The sequence below is a fragment of the Pseudomonas sp. GM24 genome, from assembly GCF_000282235.1.
GTDB lineage: Bacteria > Pseudomonadota > Gammaproteobacteria > Pseudomonadales > Pseudomonadaceae > Aquipseudomonas.
Genome location: NZ_AKJR01000070.1, coordinates 1 through 19080, shown reverse-complemented (window position 1 = coordinate 19080; position 19080 = coordinate 1). Strand labels below are relative to the sequence as shown.

The 19080-nt window shown below is 56.7% G+C and carries 22 protein-coding genes; 13 read left to right on the top strand and 9 right to left on the bottom strand.

Annotation, left to right across the window (positions count from 1 at the left end; translation table 11 throughout):
- From PMI23_RS10975 to queC, 5 genes are all read left to right on the top strand, one after another.
- Window positions 1–1416, top strand: a 1416-nt coding sequence (locus PMI23_RS10975) for an RHS repeat-associated core domain-containing protein (RefSeq protein ID WP_007949815.1), incomplete at its 5' end; no start/stop codon positions are given.
- A gap of 4 nt (window positions 1417–1420) precedes the next feature.
- Window positions 1421–1780, top strand: coding sequence for a hypothetical protein (locus PMI23_RS10970; RefSeq protein ID WP_007919652.1), 360 nt, complete (start codon window positions 1421–1423; stop codon window positions 1778–1780).
- A gap of 201 nt (window positions 1781–1981) precedes the next feature.
- Window positions 1982–2377, top strand: coding sequence for a hypothetical protein (locus PMI23_RS10960; RefSeq protein ID WP_157279738.1), 396 nt, complete (start codon window positions 1982–1984; stop codon window positions 2375–2377).
- Between the two features lie 206 nt (window positions 2378–2583).
- The gene (locus PMI23_RS10955; RefSeq protein ID WP_007919654.1) at window positions 2584–3051 is read left to right on the top strand and encodes an SUKH-3 domain-containing protein; all 468 of its coding nucleotides are present in this window, start codon (window positions 2584–2586) and stop codon (window positions 3049–3051) included.
- Window positions 3052–3248: 197 nt separating this feature from the next.
- Window positions 3249–3947, top strand: coding sequence for a 7-cyano-7-deazaguanine synthase QueC (queC, locus tag PMI23_RS10950; RefSeq protein WP_007919656.1), 699 nt, complete (start codon window positions 3249–3251; stop codon window positions 3945–3947).
- A 53-nt stretch (window positions 3948–4000) separates the two neighbouring features.
- Here queC and PMI23_RS10945 read toward each other — a convergent pair whose 3' ends face one another.
- Entirely contained in the window at window positions 4001–4879 is an 879-nt protein-coding gene (locus PMI23_RS10945) for a queuosine precursor transporter (protein ID WP_007919658.1), read from the bottom strand.
- The gene (locus tag PMI23_RS10940; protein ID WP_042704939.1) at window positions 4863–5468 is read right to left on the bottom strand and encodes a helix-turn-helix transcriptional regulator; all 606 of its coding nucleotides are present in this window, start codon (window positions 5466–5468) and stop codon (window positions 4863–4865) included. The genes PMI23_RS10945 and PMI23_RS10940 overlap by 17 nt, the downstream gene beginning before the upstream one ends.
- A gap of 531 nt (window positions 5469–5999) precedes the next feature.
- Between PMI23_RS10940 and glyA the strand changes: the two genes are divergently transcribed.
- On the top strand, window positions 6000–7349 hold the full coding sequence (gene glyA, locus PMI23_RS10935) for a serine hydroxymethyltransferase (protein WP_007919664.1): 1350 nt from the start codon (window positions 6000–6002) through the stop codon (window positions 7347–7349).
- Window positions 7350–7417: 68 nt separating this feature from the next.
- On the opposite strand, the gene PMI23_RS10930 is transcribed toward glyA, so the two are convergent.
- Complete coding sequence (locus PMI23_RS10930) at window positions 7418–8836, bottom strand: amino acid permease (RefSeq protein ID WP_007919666.1); 1419 nt, start codon at window positions 8834–8836, stop codon at window positions 7418–7420.
- Between the two features lie 893 nt (window positions 8837–9729).
- Between PMI23_RS10930 and PMI23_RS29845 the strand changes: the two genes are divergently transcribed.
- Both PMI23_RS29845 and PMI23_RS10920 read left to right on the top strand, forming a co-directional pair.
- A complete protein-coding gene (locus PMI23_RS29845) occupies window positions 9730–9867 on the top strand; it encodes a hypothetical protein (RefSeq protein ID WP_003222780.1) in 138 nt (45 codons plus the stop codon).
- Between the two features lie 71 nt (window positions 9868–9938).
- Entirely contained in the window at window positions 9939–10904 is a 966-nt protein-coding gene (locus tag PMI23_RS10920; RefSeq protein WP_007919667.1) for a hypothetical protein, read from the top strand.
- A 231-nt stretch (window positions 10905–11135) separates the two neighbouring features.
- Here the strand turns inward: PMI23_RS10920 and rluB are convergent, their stop codons facing one another.
- From rluB to PMI23_RS10890, 6 genes are all read right to left on the bottom strand, one after another.
- Window positions 11136–12365 carry a 23S rRNA pseudouridine(2605) synthase RluB gene (gene rluB / locus PMI23_RS10915; RefSeq protein ID WP_007919668.1) on the bottom strand — a complete coding sequence of 410 codons (1230 nt, stop codon included), beginning with the start codon at window positions 12363–12365 and terminating at the stop codon, window positions 11136–11138.
- Between the two features lie 143 nt (window positions 12366–12508).
- A complete protein-coding gene (locus tag PMI23_RS10910) occupies window positions 12509–12700 on the bottom strand; it encodes a DUF1289 domain-containing protein (protein WP_007919669.1) in 192 nt (63 codons plus the stop codon).
- Between the two features lie 105 nt (window positions 12701–12805).
- Window positions 12806–13801: an SMC-Scp complex subunit ScpB gene (gene scpB, locus PMI23_RS10905; RefSeq protein ID WP_007919670.1), complete on the bottom strand. Its 996-nt coding sequence runs from the start codon at window positions 13799–13801 to the stop codon at window positions 12806–12808.
- A gap of 11 nt (window positions 13802–13812) precedes the next feature.
- Window positions 13813–14511, bottom strand: a complete 699-nt coding sequence (locus PMI23_RS10900; protein ID WP_172828192.1) for a segregation and condensation protein A — start codon at window positions 14509–14511, stop codon at window positions 13813–13815.
- 123 nt (window positions 14512–14634) lie between these two features.
- Complete coding sequence (locus PMI23_RS10895; RefSeq protein ID WP_095114461.1) at window positions 14635–15264, bottom strand: L-threonylcarbamoyladenylate synthase; 630 nt, start codon at window positions 15262–15264, stop codon at window positions 14635–14637.
- Between the two features lie 13 nt (window positions 15265–15277).
- Window positions 15278–16141 carry a PHP domain-containing protein gene (locus PMI23_RS10890; protein ID WP_007949812.1) on the bottom strand — a complete coding sequence of 288 codons (864 nt, stop codon included), beginning with the start codon at window positions 16139–16141 and terminating at the stop codon, window positions 15278–15280.
- An 87-nt stretch (window positions 16142–16228) separates the two neighbouring features.
- On the opposite strand from PMI23_RS10890, the gene PMI23_RS10885 reads away from it, so the two are divergent.
- The 5 genes from PMI23_RS10885 (at window position 16229) to PMI23_RS10865 (ending at window position 19001) form a co-directional block, all read left to right on the top strand.
- Entirely contained in the window at window positions 16229–16828 is a 600-nt protein-coding gene (locus tag PMI23_RS10885; protein WP_007919675.1) for a septation protein A, read from the top strand.
- A gap of 1 nt (window position 16829) precedes the next feature.
- Window positions 16830–17129: a YciI family protein gene (locus PMI23_RS10880; protein ID WP_007919677.1), complete on the top strand. Its 300-nt coding sequence runs from the start codon at window positions 16830–16832 to the stop codon at window positions 17127–17129.
- A gap of 150 nt (window positions 17130–17279) precedes the next feature.
- Window positions 17280–17690, top strand: a complete 411-nt coding sequence (locus PMI23_RS10875; RefSeq protein ID WP_038363742.1) for a translation initiation factor 2 — start codon at window positions 17280–17282, stop codon at window positions 17688–17690.
- A 7-nt stretch (window positions 17691–17697) separates the two neighbouring features.
- Window positions 17698–18375 (top strand): response regulator transcription factor, encoded by a 678-nt coding sequence (locus PMI23_RS10870; RefSeq protein WP_007919679.1) that lies wholly within the window; start codon window positions 17698–17700, stop codon window positions 18373–18375.
- Window positions 18376–18551: 176 nt separating this feature from the next.
- Window positions 18552–19001 (top strand): Spy/CpxP family protein refolding chaperone, encoded by a 450-nt coding sequence (locus PMI23_RS10865; RefSeq protein ID WP_007919681.1) that lies wholly within the window; start codon window positions 18552–18554, stop codon window positions 18999–19001.
- The last annotated feature ends 79 nt before the right edge of the window (window positions 19002–19080 follow it).

Sequence of the window (19080 nt, the reverse complement as noted above, 5' to 3'; positions counted from 1 at the left end):
CAGTTGCTGGGACGCAGCGACGACAAATCCACGCTGCTCAAACGCGAGTACAGCTACGACGCCGCCGGCCAACTGACCGACATCAACGACAGCCGTCGCGGCCCGCTCGCCTATCGCTACGATCCGGTCGGCCGACTGCTCAGCGCCACCACACGTCAAGGCGTGGAAACCTTCGCCTTCGACCCGGCCGGCAACCTGCTCGACGACAAGGCGACAGAAATTCGCCGCCCACTGGACCTGACCCCACCGCGCAGCAAACTGGTCGACAACCTGCTGCGCGAATACGCCGGCACCCACTTCGACTACGACGAACGCGGCAACCAGATCCAGCGCTGGCACAACGGCCAACGCTGCGATCTGCGCTGGGATCTGTTTGATCGACTGGTGCATTTCGAGGACCCGCGCCTGAGCGTGGATTTCGCCTACGACGCACTGGGACGACGCCTGCACAAAAATTCCCGCGCGCATTACAAACAACGTCCTGAAGCAGGTTCCCTCTGGAACAGAAACGAGCACGCGCGCAAACAACGCGAACTCGGCTGCGGCTTCACCTTGTATGGTTGGGATGGCGACAACCTCGCGTGGGAAAGCAGCCCGGCACAAAGCGATGGCGAGCCCGGCCGCACGGTGCACTACGTCTTCGAACCGGGCACTTTTGTCCCTGTGGCACAGGCTGTGCGGCACGCGCCGATCGATCTGATTGGGCTGCCGGATTACAGCGGTGACTACAGCCTCTATGACGACCCGGTGTGGAATCACAAGGCAACGGCATTACCGTTTGATGCGTTGGCCTGGTATCAGTGTGATCACCTCGGCACGCCGCAGGAATTGACGGATTCCAAAGGCAACATGGCGTGGACCGCGCAGTACAAGGCGTGGGGGCAGGTGACGGAGCAGCGTTCGGAATGGGCGCGGCAGCATGGCGTGATGAACCCGATACGGTTCCAGGGGCAGTATCACGATCATGAGACGGGGCTGCATTACAATCGGCATCGGTACTATGATCCGGGGGTTGGGCGGTTCATCAGTAAGGACCCAATAAGTTATGAGGGTGGCATAAATATTTATCAGTATGCCCCGAATCCTATGGGGTGGGTCGATCCTTTAGGATTGGCAGCCCACAGAGGACGTATTCAAGCTCAAGGTGCCAAGCTTGAAGAGTCTGTCGCATGGAACCAAGATACGCCTCTGACCGCTAGCGACGCTAAGAAAAAGCTTGAGGAGTTGAAAGGAAAACTCAATAAAAAAGACCTCGCAGCCCGACAGGATGCATTCAAGAAGGCGGACAAATATATTGACAATGCGGCTAAGTGCGGCGGAGCGGATGCGCATATCAGTCAGACGTTCAAGGTAAAAGATACCAAAAGTGAGCGCGTTGATATCGAAGTAATTACTGGCAAAGCATTTGTGGAGTAGGGAAATGTTTGATGACTACCTGAGCAACAAAGACAGCTATTTTCAACTAGAGCAGGATTTTTATAAATTCTTTTATCTAGAGGTTCAGAAAAACGAAGTCGCTAGTGAAATATTCAAGGCGCCTTTTTACAATACATTCTTTTCAAACGGCACGCCGTTCATGGATGGAAATCCAATTTTTTCTGTAAGAAATGAGGTGAATGGCCAGATTCTTAGAATAGTATTAGACGAGGATGTTGATGAGCTTTCCTCGTATCAAGACAAAGAGGCGGGATGTGAGCTAGTTATATTCGGAAATCTATCCTTGATGGATGAAATAAAGAAAATGATTTCCGCGTGGATCAAGGCGCAACAACTCTTCTAGTATGATTTCTACAGATTTCCATCAGCTTGTTGAGTTGTTCATAGAGGGCTCGGGTAATTTTCAACCAAGTATTTTTGGGTTGGACAGCTTTTCCGAGTCGGATTTCATAAGCGGCGATTTTGAACTGATCGGCGATCCAAATGGCTTTCATTCTTTCGAGAAAGCATACGACGTTCCTTATTTTCGTAGAAAATAACGGTAGTGTTCAAGCAGTATTTTTTTGCGAGTGAGGGTTTGGGGGGAGGTCTTGGTATTGCAGGTGGGGTAAGGCTGACATCGCTTTTGAGAAAACAGCCATTTGCTACATCAATGGGGCATGTCGATACGAATCGAATGGTGTTCTTTTTCTTCGAGGATAAAAGTGATGGAGCACTGATTTTCGACGAAAAAATCGTCATAAGTTTTGACCGGTGGTCCAAGCGCAATTCTTATATGTTTTCAACAGTAGAGTGTGATTTTGATAATGCGCAGTTCAATGAAATAGCAAAGAAAGCGGTTCGCGAAACGTTTGAACCGTCCACTCACGATTCGATCATCAGAGATGCAAAGCAACGAGGCTGCTCACGTGCGTTTAATCGTTTGATTGCAAAGCTTTAGCTCGACATGCTCATGCGGCAAACCAATTTATATGCTATTGGTGCGGCGCAAACTAATTCTGGGGAATAGTTATCATGAAAAATCCCATTGAAATAGGGGCATCTCTCAGAGACAAGGTATCCCGGTACGGCTGGATGTTGACAAACGATTCAGTGCAATAAAAAAGACCGTTAATGCAGAACGCTGCCTAAGCCTGGACGCTCCCAATGCACCCGCTGATCGAACTTCCCGAGACTCTCCACCCACTGTTCCTGGCTGCCGGTTGGCCTGTGACCCATATCGTGCCATTGCCGGATTTCGTCCCGCGCGAGCATCCAGCCGCTGCTCTGCTCGAACAACTGGCCGGCCTGACCGTCGGCACCTGCGGCACAGGCGAAGACTGCGCTACCAGCGATGTAGCGTTTGGCGCCTTTGAACACCTGTATGGAGATGAAGACTTCTTGGCTTGGCAGCAACGCTTGGGCAGCACCTTGGTGAACATCGCCGAAATTCATCATGGCCACGCTGCACTGTTGATGGACGAAAAAGGTCGCTGCTACGCCTTGAGTTTCATTCATGACGGGTTCTGGCTGCAGGGCAGAACTTTTGTCGAAGCGATGGAAAAGCTAGTGTTTGGGCGCAAGTGCGGTGAGCAAGTGGCGCTGGCCACACCGGGCGCCGTGCCAGTTGTTTAAATCCCTCTGCTTTTAGCAACGAGCTAAAAACGTTTGCTATTTAACATGCCTATTATTCAGGTATTGAAGCCTCACTCCACCTTAAGATAGCCGCTCGCGGACTCACGCGCGCATCTGGACTCTGCACCGAGTTCTAGCCCCATTTCGAGTATCATCTCCACCTTTGCCCTCAAGACCTCAATGCAGGAAGCATAACCATGACCAACAAAGCAGTTATCGTATTCAGCGGCGGGCAGGACTCCACCACGTGCTTGATCCACGCCCTGACCCACTACGATGAAGTCCACTGCATCACGTTCGACTATGGTCAGCGTCATCACGCGGAAATTGAAGTGGCGCAGCAGCTGTCGAAAAAGCTCGGTGTGACCGTGCATAAAACGCTGGATGTGTCCTTGCTCAACGAGCTGGCCATCAGCAGCCTGACCCGCGATAACATTCCGGTGCCGACCGTGAACAGCTCTGGCGAGAGTCTGCCAAGCACCTTCGTTCCGGGACGGAACATTCTGTTTCTGACCCTGGCCTCTATCTATGCCTATCAAGTCCAGGCCAAAACGGTCATTACCGGTGTCTGTGAAACCGACTTCTCGGGCTATCCCGATTGCCGGGATGAGTTCGTCAAGGCCTTGAATAAAGCCCTCGAATTAGGCATGGATTACAAGCTGCAACTGGATACGCCATTGATGTGGCTGAACAAGGCAGAAACCTGGGCCTTGGCTGATTACCACCATCAACTGGATCTGGTTCGCGAAGAAACACTGACTTGCTACAACGGCATCAAAGGCACTGGATGTTCCGATTGCGATGCCTGTAATCTTCGCGCCAAAGGCTTGAATGAGTTCCTGAACAATAAAGTACAGGTGACTCAACGCTTGAAAGAGAAACTCGGCTTAAAGTAATACTGTAACAAGAAGCGCTCACTCAAGCATGCCGAGTGAGCGCCCTCCTCTGCTTACTGCGTTTGCGCACCCGTCAGGTACTTCTTGAACAATGATCTTGCGCCGTAGGCCGGCAAGATATTAAAGAAGGCAAAACCTACCTTGATTGCGATCTGAACGTAGATCATGCCCAGTATCGCGCTATTTTCCATCGTCCCGTAAAACGCGATATAGCAGAACAGAAAACTGTCGATGATCACGGCAAACAACGTGCTTAAAAATACTCGCAAAAACAGAAATCTGGAATTTGTGAGTTCTTTAATCTTGCACAACAGATACGAGTTTATGTTCTCGGAAACCAGAAACGATATAGAAGACGCTACCAGAACTGCGGACAACTGGCTGATAACATCATTGTAAGCGCCATCCAGCTTCCAGCCCGGCAATCCCGGAAGATGAGTCGTGATGGCCAGCAGAATGATAATCGCGGCGTTGCTGATGAACGCGAACAGGATCGCTTTTCGCGCGAGCCTCAGGCCAAACGTTTCGTTGAGCAAGTCAACGATCAGAAACGTTAGCGGATAGAGGAAGGTGCCCGGCGTTACGACAATATCGAAATACTCGAGGTAGATCGGTTTTGTCGCAGCAATACTGGTGAAAATGTAAAGCGTGAACAGCATCAGGTTCAGGATGATGTAGATCATCCAGGAACTCTCATGACGGTCATTGATTTCGTAAGCGGTGAGTGCTCCGCCCTGGGAGTAAAACTTCTTGTAGAGGTTTTTCACTTCGATTTTATTCAGATTATCCATAATCTCACTATTCAACACTTCACTTAGCTTTATTTTAATTATTTTGCCTGTTGCGATGACCATGATGACGGCCAGGCTTTTTCCATTTTCGAATCCCAGCAACTTGTACTTGCTGTTTTCCAACTCAACACTGCAATCCATTAAATCGTTCCTCGATTACATCTCCGATCACGCATACACGATCCGTATCAAAGTTGCCTTCATGGCTTATAGATAACTTCGCTGTGATTTTGTCATACACCAGCTTTTCCCTGTCGCTGGTCGACGCTCCTTTCTGCACGATCAATAGATCGCCGGGTTCATTCATGCCGCTGATTTCATTTTCCAGCAAAACGCCAATCAGATTAAAGGACGCGCCAAAATAGTAAGTCAGTGGATAAATCGTGGCCAACTCACCAATTCTCTTATCCAGACTTTGCAGCAGCAGACTTTCTTTAATCACCGGAACCGCCGCCGGATTCATATTCCCCTGTGGCGAAATACTGCTTTCGATGATTTCCTTTTCTTCAAAATCAATCGTCTCTATTTCCTCGTAAGACACGCCGAAGAAATCAGAAATCTTGCGCACAGTGGACTGTTGTACATTGACCACTTTACCTTCAAGAATGTTATAGATGGTCGTGCGGGTCAAACCACTGGAGTGACACAAGGACAACTGCGTCTCCCCGCGACTCTTTATCAGGTATTTGATGTTGTTCTTCAGATTCTCCGATCTTTCTCTTCTGTGCATCACATGCTTATCATCCATTTTAACTGCAATCAATGTCACATCCCGAATGATCATTCCGGACATACACAAGTGAGGTAGGAAATTGCAGTTATATCCCTGTCAGTGCCGCGCAGGATCATAGCATTCTCCCTCCCTGGGTTCGGTATAAAAAGTCAGCTTTCACAGGCTGCTTCCGCCAACGTGCGGGGTCATTTCAGCCTCCGTACGGACTCGTCAGTTCCTTTCGACTTCCACCCAAGGCCGGAAAATCGGCACTGGGCAATGCCTGTTTTACACCCGACGCGACCACAAAAAGAATCATTTTCTTTGAAGAATGTTCATTTTTTTGATTAATTCTGTGGCGTTCCTCACTGAAAAATTTATGATGCGTCAATCCGGCGTCGCATTCTCGAGAGTGAAAGAACGAAAAACCGGGAGGCCTGTACAGGGTTTAGTTTTGCGCGCACAGCGGTCAAAACACGGATTCGCCTGTACAGATCTGGCAAGCAAGGACATGCGCAAATCACGCAAAACCAGGGAAGGAATCAAGCAATGGCAGTCATTACTGAACCGCTCAAGAACCAGGCTGACTTGCTGCGACGCGGCCTGGCAGATCTCCGCGCAGAAGACGCTGAACTGGCGGCCATTCTCGACGCTGAAGTGACGCGCCAACAGCACACGCTTTCACTGGTCTCCTCCTCCTGCGCAGTCCAGCCGCGAACCTTGGCGGCCTGCGCTTCCGTGCTGGTCAACGTGACCGCTGAAGGCATGTCCGGCAAGCGTCACAGTGCTGGGTGCGAGAATGTCGAGCTGGTCGAATCGCTGGCCATCCGCCGGGCGCGGCAACTGTTTACGGCTCAATACGCCAACGTGCAGCCGCACTCGGCGTCGACCGCCATTTACCAGGTGCTCACAGCGTTACTTGAGCCTGGCGACACCTTGCTGGGTATGGCGGTGGAACACGGTGGCCATCTCACGCATGGCAGCCTCGCCGCGTTTTCCGGCGCCTACTACAAGGCGATCCAGTACGGCACGACAGCAGACGGCCTGATCGATTACGACAAGGTGCGCCTGCTCGCACTCGCCCATCGCCCACGCGTCATCCTCTGCGGCGCCACCGCCTATTCGCGCGAAGTGGACTTCAAGCGGTTTCGCGAAATTGCCGATGAAGCCGGGGCCATCCTGCTCGCCGATATTTCGCATATCGCCGGGCTGGTCGCCACCGGGCGCCACCCAAGTCCGATCGACGCAGCCCACGTCACCGTCACCTGCACGCACAAGCAACTCGCCGGGCCTCGCGGCGGCGTGATTCTCAGCGGTGCTGATGCGAACACCAAGATTCCCGGCCTGAGGACCACCTTCAGTCGCCTGCTTGATCAAGCCGTTTACCCGCGAATGCAGGGCGCGCCTGCTGCCAACATGATCGCTGCGAAGGCTGCCGCGCTGGGTTATGCAATGTCCGCAGAATTCGATGCCTGCATGGCGCAGATCCGCAGCACGGCGGATGAAATGGCCAAAGCGTTTCAGGCCAAGGATTATGAAGTGGTTGGCGGCTGCAGTGAAAACCACACGGTGCTGGTGCGCTTGCGGGGTGGCATCACGGGGGCTATCGCCGAGGCGGCGCTGGGGCACTGCGGGATCATCGTCAACAAACATCGCGTACCCGACGATCCCCGTTCGGCACTTGTCACCAGCGGGCTGCGTATCGGCACCGCTGCGCTGGCGCAACGCCGGGTCGATGTCCACGGCAGCCGCCAGATCGTCGATTTGATCGTGCGGATTCTGAACACGGTAGCGCCGCTCGGCGAACAGGATTACACCCTGGAACCGCTGCTCCTCGCGCAGTTTCGTTCAGAGGTCGAAACCCTGTGCAGGGACTATCCTCTCGCCGACTATCAATAGCGCACCAATATTTGCACCCATAAAAAAACCCGGCACTCAGGCCGGGTTTTGTGTTTCTGCGTCAGCGCTTACTTGGCAGCACCTGCCGCGTGCACGGCCTGCTGCGCACCGCGCTTGTTCTTGATCACGTAGCAGACCCACATGAACACGACCCACACCGGAATCGCGTACACCGAGATCTGAATGCCCGGAATCAGCAGCATCACGCCGAGGATGAACGCGACGAACGCCAGGCAGATGTAGTTGCCGTACGGATACCACAGCGCCTTGAACAGCGGCGTCTGCCGGGTCTTGTTCATGTGCTGGCGGAACTTGAAGTGCGAGAAGCTGATCATCGCCCAGTTGATCACCAGCGTCGCAACCACCAGCGACATCAGCAGTTCCAGCGCGTGCTGCGGGATCAGGTAGTTGAGCAACACAGCGACCAGCGTCACCGCCGCCGAAGCCAGAATCGACCGCACCGGCACGCCGCGCTTGTCGATTTTCGCCAACACTTTCGGCGCATCGCCCTGCTCGGCCATGCCCAGCAGCATGCGGCTGTTGCAGTAGGTACCACTGTTGTACACCGACAACGCAGCAGTCAGGACCACAAAGTTGAGGATGTGCGCGGCGGTGTTGCTGCCGAGCATCGAGAACACTTGCACGAACGGGCTGCCGCTGTACGAATCGCCGGACGCGTTGAGGGTTTCCAGCAGGCTGTCCCATGGGGTCAGCGACAGCAGGATCACCAGTGCGCCGATGTAGAAAATCAGGATCCGGTAAATCACCTGATTGATCGCTTTCGGGATCACGGTTTTCGGCTTGTCCGCTTCAGCAGCGGTGAAACCGAGCATTTCCAGACCGCCGAAGGAGAACATGATGATCGCCATAGCCATCACCAGACCGCTCACTCCGTTCGGGAAGAAACCACCGTGCGACCACAGGTTGCTTACCGAGGCTTGCGGGCCGCCGTTGCCGCTGACCAGCAGGTAGCTGCCGAGCGCAATCATGCCGACGATCGCCACGACCTTGATGATCGCGAACCAGAATTCGGCTTCACCGAAGACTTTGACGTTGGCCAGGTTGATCGCGTTGATCAGCACGAAGAAGGCTGCCGCAGAGACCCAGGTCGGGATGTCCGGGGCCCAGTAGTGGATGTATTTGCCGACCGCAGTCAGCTCCGACATGCCCACCAGAATGTACAGAATCCAGCAGTTCCAGCCCGACAGGAAACCGGCAAAGCCGCCCCAGTACTTGTGCGCGAAATGGCTGAAGGAACCGGCCACCGGCTCTTCGACGATCATCTCGCCGAGCTGGCGCATGATCATGAAGGCGATGAAGCCGCAGATGGCGTAGCCGAGGATCATCGACGGGCCAGCGGATTTCAGTACCCCGGCCGAGCCGAGGAACAATCCGGTACCGATCGCGCCACCGAGGGCGATCAGTTGAATATGGCGATTTTTCAGGCCGCGTTTCAGCTCGCCTGATTGCGAGGGTTGTCCACTCATGAAAAAGGTCTCACGCAAGGTTTGATGATGTTCAGTAGACGTTGCTGCCAGGTTGCGATTTCAAGCAGCCCCGATCAAACCCCAGCGCAGGCACCAGGAGTTCAGCTTATTTACAACGGTCATGCGTCACCTGTTTGTTTTTATCTGTGACGAAATCGAACCCGAAACGCTTGTGGCGCCACGGAGTGAACAAGGCGGATAGCCTTGAGATTTGCGCGATTACGCAGAGGGTCACAGTTAAAACGCGGCGCATTGTACACCGCTAACCCCCTGCTGCCAGACCCCGCTGGATCAGCGTGATGGTTGCCGGGATTGCGTGTGTCCGCCTCGAGACACTCGAGCGGCTGCAAAAATTGAGTCAGGCCTTTGCAGGCCATCGGCGTGGACGAGGAAAAAACCGTCCCACGGAGAGAGGTGGAGATCAGTCACGGCGTTCATTGCGCCTCCTTCTTGTTATGCACCTGCACGACAGGCATGGGGCGCATCTCACCTTGCAAACGCCGCTGAAACAAGCGCGCCAGAGCCCTGCGCAGCCTGCGGCGGAGCAGACTGCGGCAGCTTTTCCTTACAGCGCTCATGGCGGGTTGGATTCACTCGGTTTTAGCGGCATTTTCGTAAACATTTCTTTACGACGCGTAACGCAGAGTTTCCATTTCAGAAAATTCTGTCAGACGTCTGCAAATTGACGGTAGCTAGCTTGCTAATGAAAACCATGACTTAGTTTTTTGTTTTTAAATAAGAAAAACCAAGCGCAAAAACAGAATAAAAAGTCTATTTAAAAATTAAATGAATAATTTTTTGCATTACAAAAAACCCTGAACTAGGTTCTTCACGTCTTGCCGGCCACCTCGACCGGCCAGTCACAACCGTGAAAGTCATCTAGGAGATCGACCATGCAAGCACTGGAAAAAGACTTGGATACCGAACTGCAACTGGACGAATGGTTTGAAGCACCGACCCACGAGGCGGCTGTAGAAATGATGCAAGCCGACGCGGTAGTTCCGTTCGGCACGGCGATGTGGCCTCTGTAAGACATCCCCGGGCAGGCACGATCCGGCCGGTCGTGCCTGCCGCTTTCTTCACGGTCAGTCAGGGAGGACTCATGGATAAGCCCCGCGCGATCTCGCATTTCCTTTACTACCTCGAACATCACCCTGCCCTTGCCGGCCTCGACTCGGCGAAGGTATTGCTCGGCCACACGGCTGATTACGCAGCGCTGACCGGCGCGATCGCCGCACAGGCCGGCGATCATCCTCGCTTCCACTTCAGCGCCCGACGTCTGGACCTGGAAAGCACTGCAGCGCTGACCTCGGCAATCACCGACAGCGATCTGTACATTTTCTTCTACGACTCTTCCACCCTGCCCAACCCACGCCCCGACGGCCCGGAATTCGTCCGTGCGCTGCAAGGCGTGATGGCGGAAAACTGGAAGAAGTCGCTGCTGTTCAAGGATTACGGCGAGTATTTCTACGACACCTTCAGCGTCACCCCGCAGCGGATTGCCGGGCTCAACAGTCACCTGATCCAGCGCATGTCACAGGCGACCACGCTGAGCTTCAAGGACGACGACGGCTCATGGTTTGAAACGCCGCTGAGCAGCATCAAGAAGTGGACCGACATCAACGGCGTCGGCAACTTCGACCTGGCCCCCGGCGAAATCGCGACCCACAGTGAAGCCATCAACGGCCATGTGAAATTCAAGGGCACATTCCTCAGCACCATTCCGTTTGCGCGCAAATACGGAGTTCTGGAATCGCCACTGGAGTTGTGGATCGAAAACTCGACCATCAGCCGCATCGCCACCGACGTGCCGGGGCTGGAGCATGATTTCAACAAGTACCTGGACGCCAATCCTTCGAACCGGCGGATTGAAGAGCTGGGGATTGGCACTAACGAAGGCGTGAAAGATCTGTATGCGCGCAATGCCGGGTTTGAGGAGCGGCACTGCGGGTTGCACCTTGGTTTGGGCGGTGGCGCCAAGGGCAGTCATCACCTGGACCTGATCTTCTCGGGCGGCGTTTTGGCGCTGGATGACAAGCCGGTGTTTGACGGGCGGTTTGTCTTCTGATCCTGAAAATTAGGTGGCTGCATTGGCCTCATCGCCGGCAAGCCAGCTCCCACAGGTTTTTGTTGCGCTGCATAAATCCTGTGAACACCGCAGATACATGTGGGAGCTGGCTTGCCAGCGATGAGGCCCTCAAAAGCACCACATACCTTTCGCCAGACAAAAAAAACGCCAACCCTGCGGTTGGCGTTTTTGCTTTGGCTTGAAGCTTGCCGCTAAAAGCTCACAGCTGCCTTATTCCGGCTTCTTGCGACCAAACCCCGGACGCTGACCGGAACCGGCCGGTGCACCGCGACGCTTGCCCGACGGTTTGTCACCGTCAACCAGCTTAATTCCCGGACGCTTCGGCGCAGGCTTGGCCGGGCGCTTGTTGGTGGTGTCCGCTGGACGATCCGCCACTGGCGTACCACGACCGGCAGGTGCACCACGCTCGCCACGCTCGCCACGCTCAGTGCGACCGTTGGCCGGACGCGGAGCGCGCTCGCCGTCACGGGCGACTGGTTTGCGACCTGGACGTTCGCCTTCGATCTGCGGCTCGCGGCTTGGACGTGGGCCAGTCGGCGCGCCAGCGGCTGGACGCAGGGTGCGGACGCGCTCGGTCTTGCCCATCGGACGCGACGATTTACGCTGCATACGCTCAAGCTTGTCTTTGCTCTTGGCGTTCAGCTGCGGCATGGCAACCGGCGTCAGGCCGACTTCGGCACTGAGGATGTCGACTTCGTACTGGCTCATTTCGCGCCAGCGGCCCATCGGCAGGTCGGAGTTGAGGAACACCGGACCGAAACGCACGCGCTTCAGACGGCTGACCACCAGACCTTGCGATTCCCACAAGCGACGAACCTCACGGTTACGGCCTTCCATCACCACGCAGTGGTACCAGTGGTTGAAGCCTTCGCCGCCTGGAGCCTGTTTGATGTCAGTGAACTTGGCCGGGCCGTCTTCCAGCACCACGCCAGCCTTCAGACGCTCGATCATCTCGTCGTCGACTTCACCGCGTACGCGCACGGCGTATTCACGGTCCATTTCGTAGGACGGGTGCATCAGGCGGTTGGCCAGTTCACCGTCGGTGGTGAACATCAGCAGACCGGTGGTGTTGATGTCGAGACGACCGATGTTGATCCAGCGCCCTTCTTTCGGACGCGGCAGCTTGTCGAACACGGTCGGACGGCCTTCCGGGTCGTCACGGGTGCAGATCTCGCCATCGGGTTTGTTGTACATGATCACGCGGCGGACCGATTCGGCCGCCTCTTCGCGCTTGATCACTTTGCCATCAATGGTGATGGCGTCGTGCATGTCGACGCGCAGACCGAGGGTGGCGTCTTTGCCATTGACCTTGATCCGGCCCTGGCTGATCCAGGATTCCACGTCACGGCGCGAGCCGACGCCGATACGGGCGAGGACTTTCTGCAGCTTTTCGCCTGCTGGGCCGATTTCCTGGTCGTCTTTCTGAATGATGTCGCTCATCTGGGCACCTCCCGGTGTGGTCTGTTCAGGCGGCGCCTGAAGCATTGAAATCTGGGTACTCAGCCGAAGGGATCGGCGGAGGGTCGCGAATCATACGCGGATGTGCGCCGTCGCGCATCAGAGACTAGTCGATCAGGCCAAGGTTATTTCTTTTTCCGCCGACCGGCGCCACCGAGTTTGATCAGGCGCAGCGCGGCTTCGGCCAGCACCGTGCGCTTGTCGTCCTTGTCGAGTTTCTTCCAGGCCTTGATTTCGCGCTTGCTGCGGCCGCAGCCGAGGCAGATGTCGTCGGTGAATTTGCAGAGGCTGATGCACGGGTCTTTTGTTGAACTCATTTGAATACCTTTGGGAGATCAAAAGATCGCAGCCTTCGGCAGCTCCTACAGGGGACGTATTGCAATGTAGGAGCTGTCGAAGGCTGCGATCTTTTCAGCGCCCCTTCAGTCTTCGAACTCGCGGCGTTCGGCTTCGATGGCTTCGGCCAGGGCGCGGGCTTCGGCTTCTTCTTCGCTCAGCTCAGGTTCGGGTTCTGGTGCCGGTTGTTCGAGGGCGGCGACGGCAGCCAACAGCTTTTCGCGGGCTTCAGCGACGCCAAGAATGTCTTCTTCCGGTTCGGCTTCTGGCTGGGCTTCAAGTTCAACTTCGATGGTTGGCTCGGCGATCTGCGGCGCAGGCTCAGTCTCGATTTCTGCTTCAGGCGTCGGCACTTCACCATCCGCCGCATCCCGCAGCAAATCGTCGAAGTCGGTCTTGATCCCCTCCTCCATGCTGTCCAGTTCCAGCAACAACGTATGGAAACTGGTTTCCTCCTTCTCTTCCTCCGGCTCGGCGCTGGCGTCGGCCAACTCCTGCAAACCCTGCGGCACCGGCGCGTCGTCAAAATCGAGCACCGGGTCGGTTTCCATTTCGCGCAGCTCGGCCAATGGCGGCAGATCTTCGAGGTTCTTCAGGTTGAAGTGATCGAGAAAACCTTTAGTGGTGGCAAACATCGCCGGCTTGCCCGGCACATCGCGGTAACCGACAACCCGGATCCACTCACGCTCAAGCAAGGTTTTGACGATGTTGCTGTTCACCGCCACACCGCGCACGTCTTCGATCTCGCCACGGGTGATCGGCTGGCGATAGGCGATCAGCGCGATGGTTTCCAGCAACGCACGGGAATAACGCTGCGGGCGTTCTTCCCAGAGGCGACCGACCCACGGCGAAAACTTCTCGCGGATCTGCAAGCGATAGCCAGACGAGACTTCCTTGAGCTCGAACGCGCGGCCCTCGCAGGACTTGCCCAACAGCGTCAGGGCTTTTTTGAAAACCGCAGGCTCGGGCCGCTCGCCTTCTTCGAACAGTTCAAACAGGCGCTCAAGGGATTGCGGCTTTCCCGAGGCCAACAGAAAGGCTTCAAGCAGGGGCGCCAGCTCGCGGGGTTCAGTCAGGTTCATGTTTCGACTCGTTATTCGGCTCGGGCTCGCACGTGGATCGCGGCGAACGGCTCATTCTGCACCAGCTCGACCAAGGATTCCTTGACCAGTTCAAGGATCGCCATAAAGGTCACCACCACACCCAGCCTGCCCTCTTCGGCAGTGAACAGCTCGACGAACGGCACAAAACCGCCGCCCTTGAGCCGTTCCAGCACATCGCTCATGCGCTCGCGGGTGGACAATGCCTCGCGGCTGACCTGGTGGCTTTCAAACATATCGCCACGGCGCAGCACTTCGGCCATGCACATCAAAATCTCTTCCAGCGCGACATCCGGCAACAGCTTGCGCGCCCGGGCTTCCGGGGCGTCGAGCTTGGGCACGATCACATCACGGCCGACGCGGCTCAGACCATCGATACCTTCGGCGGCCGCCTTGAAGCGCTCGTATTCCTGCAAGCGGCGGATCAGTTCGGCGCGCGGGTCGTCTTCTTCGTCTTCGACGGTTTCGGCCCGTGGCAGGAGCATGCGCGACTTGATCTCGGCGAGCATCGCGGCCATCACCAGATACTCGGCGGCGAGTTCCAGGCGCACCGACTGCATCAGCTCGACATAGCCCATGTACTGACGGGTAATTTCCGCCACCGGGATGTCGAGGATGTTGATGTTCTGTTTGCGGATCAGGTACAGCAGCAGGTCGAGCGGCCCTTCAAAGGCTTCGAGAAAGACTTCCAGCGCATCCGGCGGGATGTAAAGGTCGAGCGGCATTTCCATGACCGCCTGGCCATAGACCATGGCAAACGGCAACTCTTGCTGAGCGCCGGCCTGGGGATCGGCAACGGTTTCCACTGCGGACATTCAGGCCTCGACCATGAACGGCGTCGGATCGCCGCAACCGACGCGGACCACTTCCGGGTCATCGCCGGTCAGGTCGATCACGGTGGACGCTTTGATGCCGCCAAAGCCGCCATCGATGATCAGGTCCACCTGATGTTCGAGCAATTGACGCATTTCGTACGGATCGCTCAGCGGGTCTTCATCGCCGGGCATGATCAGGGTCACACTCATCAACGGCTCGCCCAGTTCGGCCAACAGCGCCAGCGCGATCGGATGGCTGGGCACGCGCAGGCCAATAGTGCGCTTCTTCGGATGCAGCAGCAGACGCGGCACTTCGCGGGTGGCGTTGAGAATAAAGGTGTAAGGCCCCGGCAGATGCGCCTTGAGAATACGGAAGGTGCCGGTGTCGATCTTGGCGTAGTTGCCCAGTTGCGACAGGTCGCTGCAGATCAGCGCGAAGTTGTGTTTTTCATCGAGCTGACGCAAACGGCGCACGCGCTCGATGGCGGTCTTGTCGCCGATCTGGCAGCCGATGGCGTAGGAAGAGTCCGTGGGATAAACCACCACCCCGCCTTTGCGGATGATTTCGACCGCCTGTTTTATCAGGCGCGCTTGTGGGTTTTCCGGATGTATCTGGAAAAATTGACTCACATTCTCTACCTGTTCAGACGGCGGCAATATCTGTGTCATGTTTGAACCGACACCACAGGGGTGGAAGGTCCTCGGGAACCGGCCGGTACTGGCCGATCTCGGACCAGCCGCCAGGGCCATGGAAGTCACTGCCGGCGCTGACCAGCAGACCGAACTCACGGGCAAGGATTGCCAGGCTGCCCACCTGTTCCGCAGGCTGATGGCCATTGACCACCTCGATCGCATGCCCGCCTGCTTGAATATAGTCGGCAATCAGCTTCCGGCGCTTGCTGCGGGTGAAATCGTAGTGCCACGGATGCGCCAGGCTGACCCAGGCCCCGGCGGCGCGCAGTGTGCCAACGGTGTCTTCCAGCGTCGGCCAGTGCAACTTGACGTCACCCAGCTTGCCGGCGCCGAGCCATTTGCGGAAGGCTTCGGCGCGATCCTTTACAAAACCTTCACGCACCATCCAGTCGGCGAAATGCGGACGGGCCGGGGCGTTGCCGCTGTCGCCCAGTTCCTGCTGAACCTGCCGGGCGCCTTCGAGGGCACCGGGCATACCCTTGAGGGCGAGCTTGCGGCTTATTTCTTCCGACCGCAGCCAGCGGCCATCGTGCAATTTGGCAATCGCCTCGACCAACGGCGCGGCATTCACATCAAAACCGTAGCCCAACACATGAATGGTCGCGCCGCCCCACGTACAGGACAATTCGACGCCGTTGACCAGTTGCATGCCCAACTCAGTCGCAGCCATGCGCGCTTCGGCGAGGCCCTCGAGGGTGTCGTGGTCGGTCAACGCCAGGACTCGCACGCCGTTCTCGAACGCACGCGCAACCAGAACCGCAGGCGCCAGGGCGCCATCGGAGGCCGTGCTATGGCAGTGCAAATCAACATTCACGGGGAGTTGTAACCTCAAATCAGCTGGCGCTATCGCGCGCCCATATGTTTGTTATTATGCCGCCACATCCAGCTTCTGGCTCTCACTGTGAAACAATTCATCGATTTCATCCCGCTTCTGCTGTTCTTCATCGTTTACAAACTTGATCCACGGGTCGTCGACATCGCTGGCCATGAAGTGACTGTAGGCGGTATTTACAGTGCCACGGCGATGCTGATCATCAGTTCTCTGGTGGTGTACGGCGCGTTGTTCATCAAACAGCGCAAGCTGGAAAAAAGCCAATGGCTGACGCTGATCGCCTGCCTGGTGTTCGGCAGCCTGACGCTGGCGTTCCACAGCGAGACCTTCCTCAAGTGGAAAGCGCCGGTGGTCAACTGGCTGTTCGCGGTCGCCTTCATCGGTAGCCACTTCATCGGTGACCGCTTGCTGATCAAACGCATCATGGGCCACGCGCTGACCCTGCCGGACCCGGTCTGGACCCGCCTGAACATCGCCTGGATCGCCTTTTTCCTGTTCTGCGGCGCTGCCAACCTGTTCGTCGCCTTCACCTTCCAGAGCTACTGGGTAGACTTCAAGGTGTTCGGCAGCCTGGGCATGACCCTGGTATTCCTGGTCGCACAGGGCATTTACCTGTCGCGTCATCTGCACGATGCCGATACCACAACAACACCAAAAACCGAGGACTGACATGCTCTACGCCATCATTGCCACCGACGTCGCCAACTCGCTGGAAGCACGCCTGGCCGCGCGTCCTGCGCATCTGGAACGCCTGCAAGCGCTCAAGGGCGAAGGCCGCATCGTATTGGCCGGCCCGCACCCGGCCGTCGACAGCAATGATCCGGGCGCAGCGGGTTTCACCGGCAGCCTGATCGTCGCCGAATTCGATTCCCTGAGCGCTGCGCAAGCGTGGGCTGACGCCGATCCGTACATCGCCGCTGGCGTCTACGCCAATGTGGTCGTGAAGCCATTCAAGCAAGTCCTGCCTTAAATGCCCCGTGATGAGGGGATTTGTCCCCTCATCAATCGCGACACGGCCACTGACAATGAACCTTCCTGGTTCTTGCTGCTCTCAATCGCTCATTATTCTCGTTTGCCTGCCGACAACCTGCCCAATATCCATTTGGAAGCAGGTGTCGCGATGCGCAAGGGTCCGTTGTGTCTGATGTTGGTCACGTTGTCGATCATGGCGCCCGCCCATGGTGAGGAAACCACCGAAGGCGGCAGCTCCACGCCATTGTCGTTAAGCGCCGGCAGCCAGATCACCGAGTTGCAGCAACGCCTCAAAGCCAGTGAGCAGCAGCGGGAAGAACTGAGCAAACAACTGCAAAATGCCGACAATACCCGCGAAAGCGCCCAGCTTGCCCGGTTGCGCCAAGAGAACCAGCGCTTGAAGCTGCAACTCAAGGAAGCCCAGGCCAGTCCGCTGCCGCGTCTGCTGACCGATCAGCAGCAGTGGTTCGTCACGGGCGCCGGAGTAGCGCTATTGGCGCTGCTCTGCGGTATCTTTGCCAGTGGAGCAAGCCGAAAACGTCGGCAATGGCTAAATTGAGTGAGTCATGAGCGAGCTGTTACTGATTGATGATGACCAGGAGTTGTGCGAACTCCTGAGTAGTTGGCTGAGCCAGGAAGGCTTTCAGGTGCGCGCCTGCCACGATGGCCAGAGCGCGCGTAAAGCGCTGGCCGAAACCGCCCCGGCGGCGGTGGTGCTGGACGTGATGCTGCCCGACGGCAGCGGTCTGGAGCTGCTCAAGCAATTGCGCAACGATCACGCTGATCTGCCGGTGCTGATGCTCTCGGCCCGTGGCGAGCCGCTGGATCGTATCCTCGGTCTGGAATTGGGCGCCGACGATTACCTGGCCAAACCGTGCGACCCGCGCGAACTGACCGCGCGCCTGCGCGCGGTGTTGCGCCGCAGCCATCCGGCAGCGGTGTCGACTCAGCTTGAGCTGGGCGATCTGAGTTTCAGTCCGGTGCGCGGCGTGGTCAGCATCGACGAGAAAGAGCTGACCCTGACTGTTTCAGAAAGCCGCCTGCTCGAAGCCCTGCTCAAGCAGCCGGGCGAACCACTGGACAAACAGGAACTGGCGCAGCTCGCCCTCGGCCGCAAGCTGACCCTGTACGACCGCAGCCTCGACATGCACGTCAGCAACCTGCGCAAGAAGATCGGCCCGCACCCGGACGGCCGTCCGCGCATCGTCGCTCTGCGCAGCCGCGGTTACTTCTATAGCCTCTGAACCGCGCCCATTCCCACTGTAGGAGCTGCCGAAGGCTGCTCCTACAGTGGGCATGTGTAAGGTGGGACGCGAAGCGTCTTTACCCAAGCTTTACGCAGTGCTGACCGCCGCTGACCTTGATCTCCGTAATCTGTACTCATCCGGAACGTACCGGGAACGAGACAAGGAGATACACCATGCGCAAGACTCTTATCGCTCTGATGTTCGCTGCCGCTCTGCCAACCGTCGCCATGGCCATGCCACAAGACGGCGGCCCGATGGGTGGTCCGCTTGACGGCCCACGCCACGGCGGTCAGATGCACGGCATGCACGGCAAAGGTCCGTACAGCCAACTCGACCTGTCCCGCGAACAGCGTGAGCAGATCCGCAAGATCATGGGCGAGCAGATGCACGAGCGTAAGCAAGTGGTCGACAAGTACCTGGAAAAACTCTCGCCGGCTGACCAAAAAGCCATGAAAGACGAGATGGCCGCCAACCACAAGAAAGCCGAGTCCGATGTGCGTGCGCTGCTGAAACCGGATCAACAGAAAAAATTCGACGAGATCCAGAAAAAGCAGGCCGAGCGTCGCGCCGAATGGGCCGAGTTCAAGGCGTGGAAAGCGCAGCAGGCGCAAAAGGCGCAATAATGATCTAACTTCAGGCCCGACGGCTCACCCCGTCGGGCCTGTTTTCATCGATCCAAATGTAGGAGTGAGCCTGCTCGCG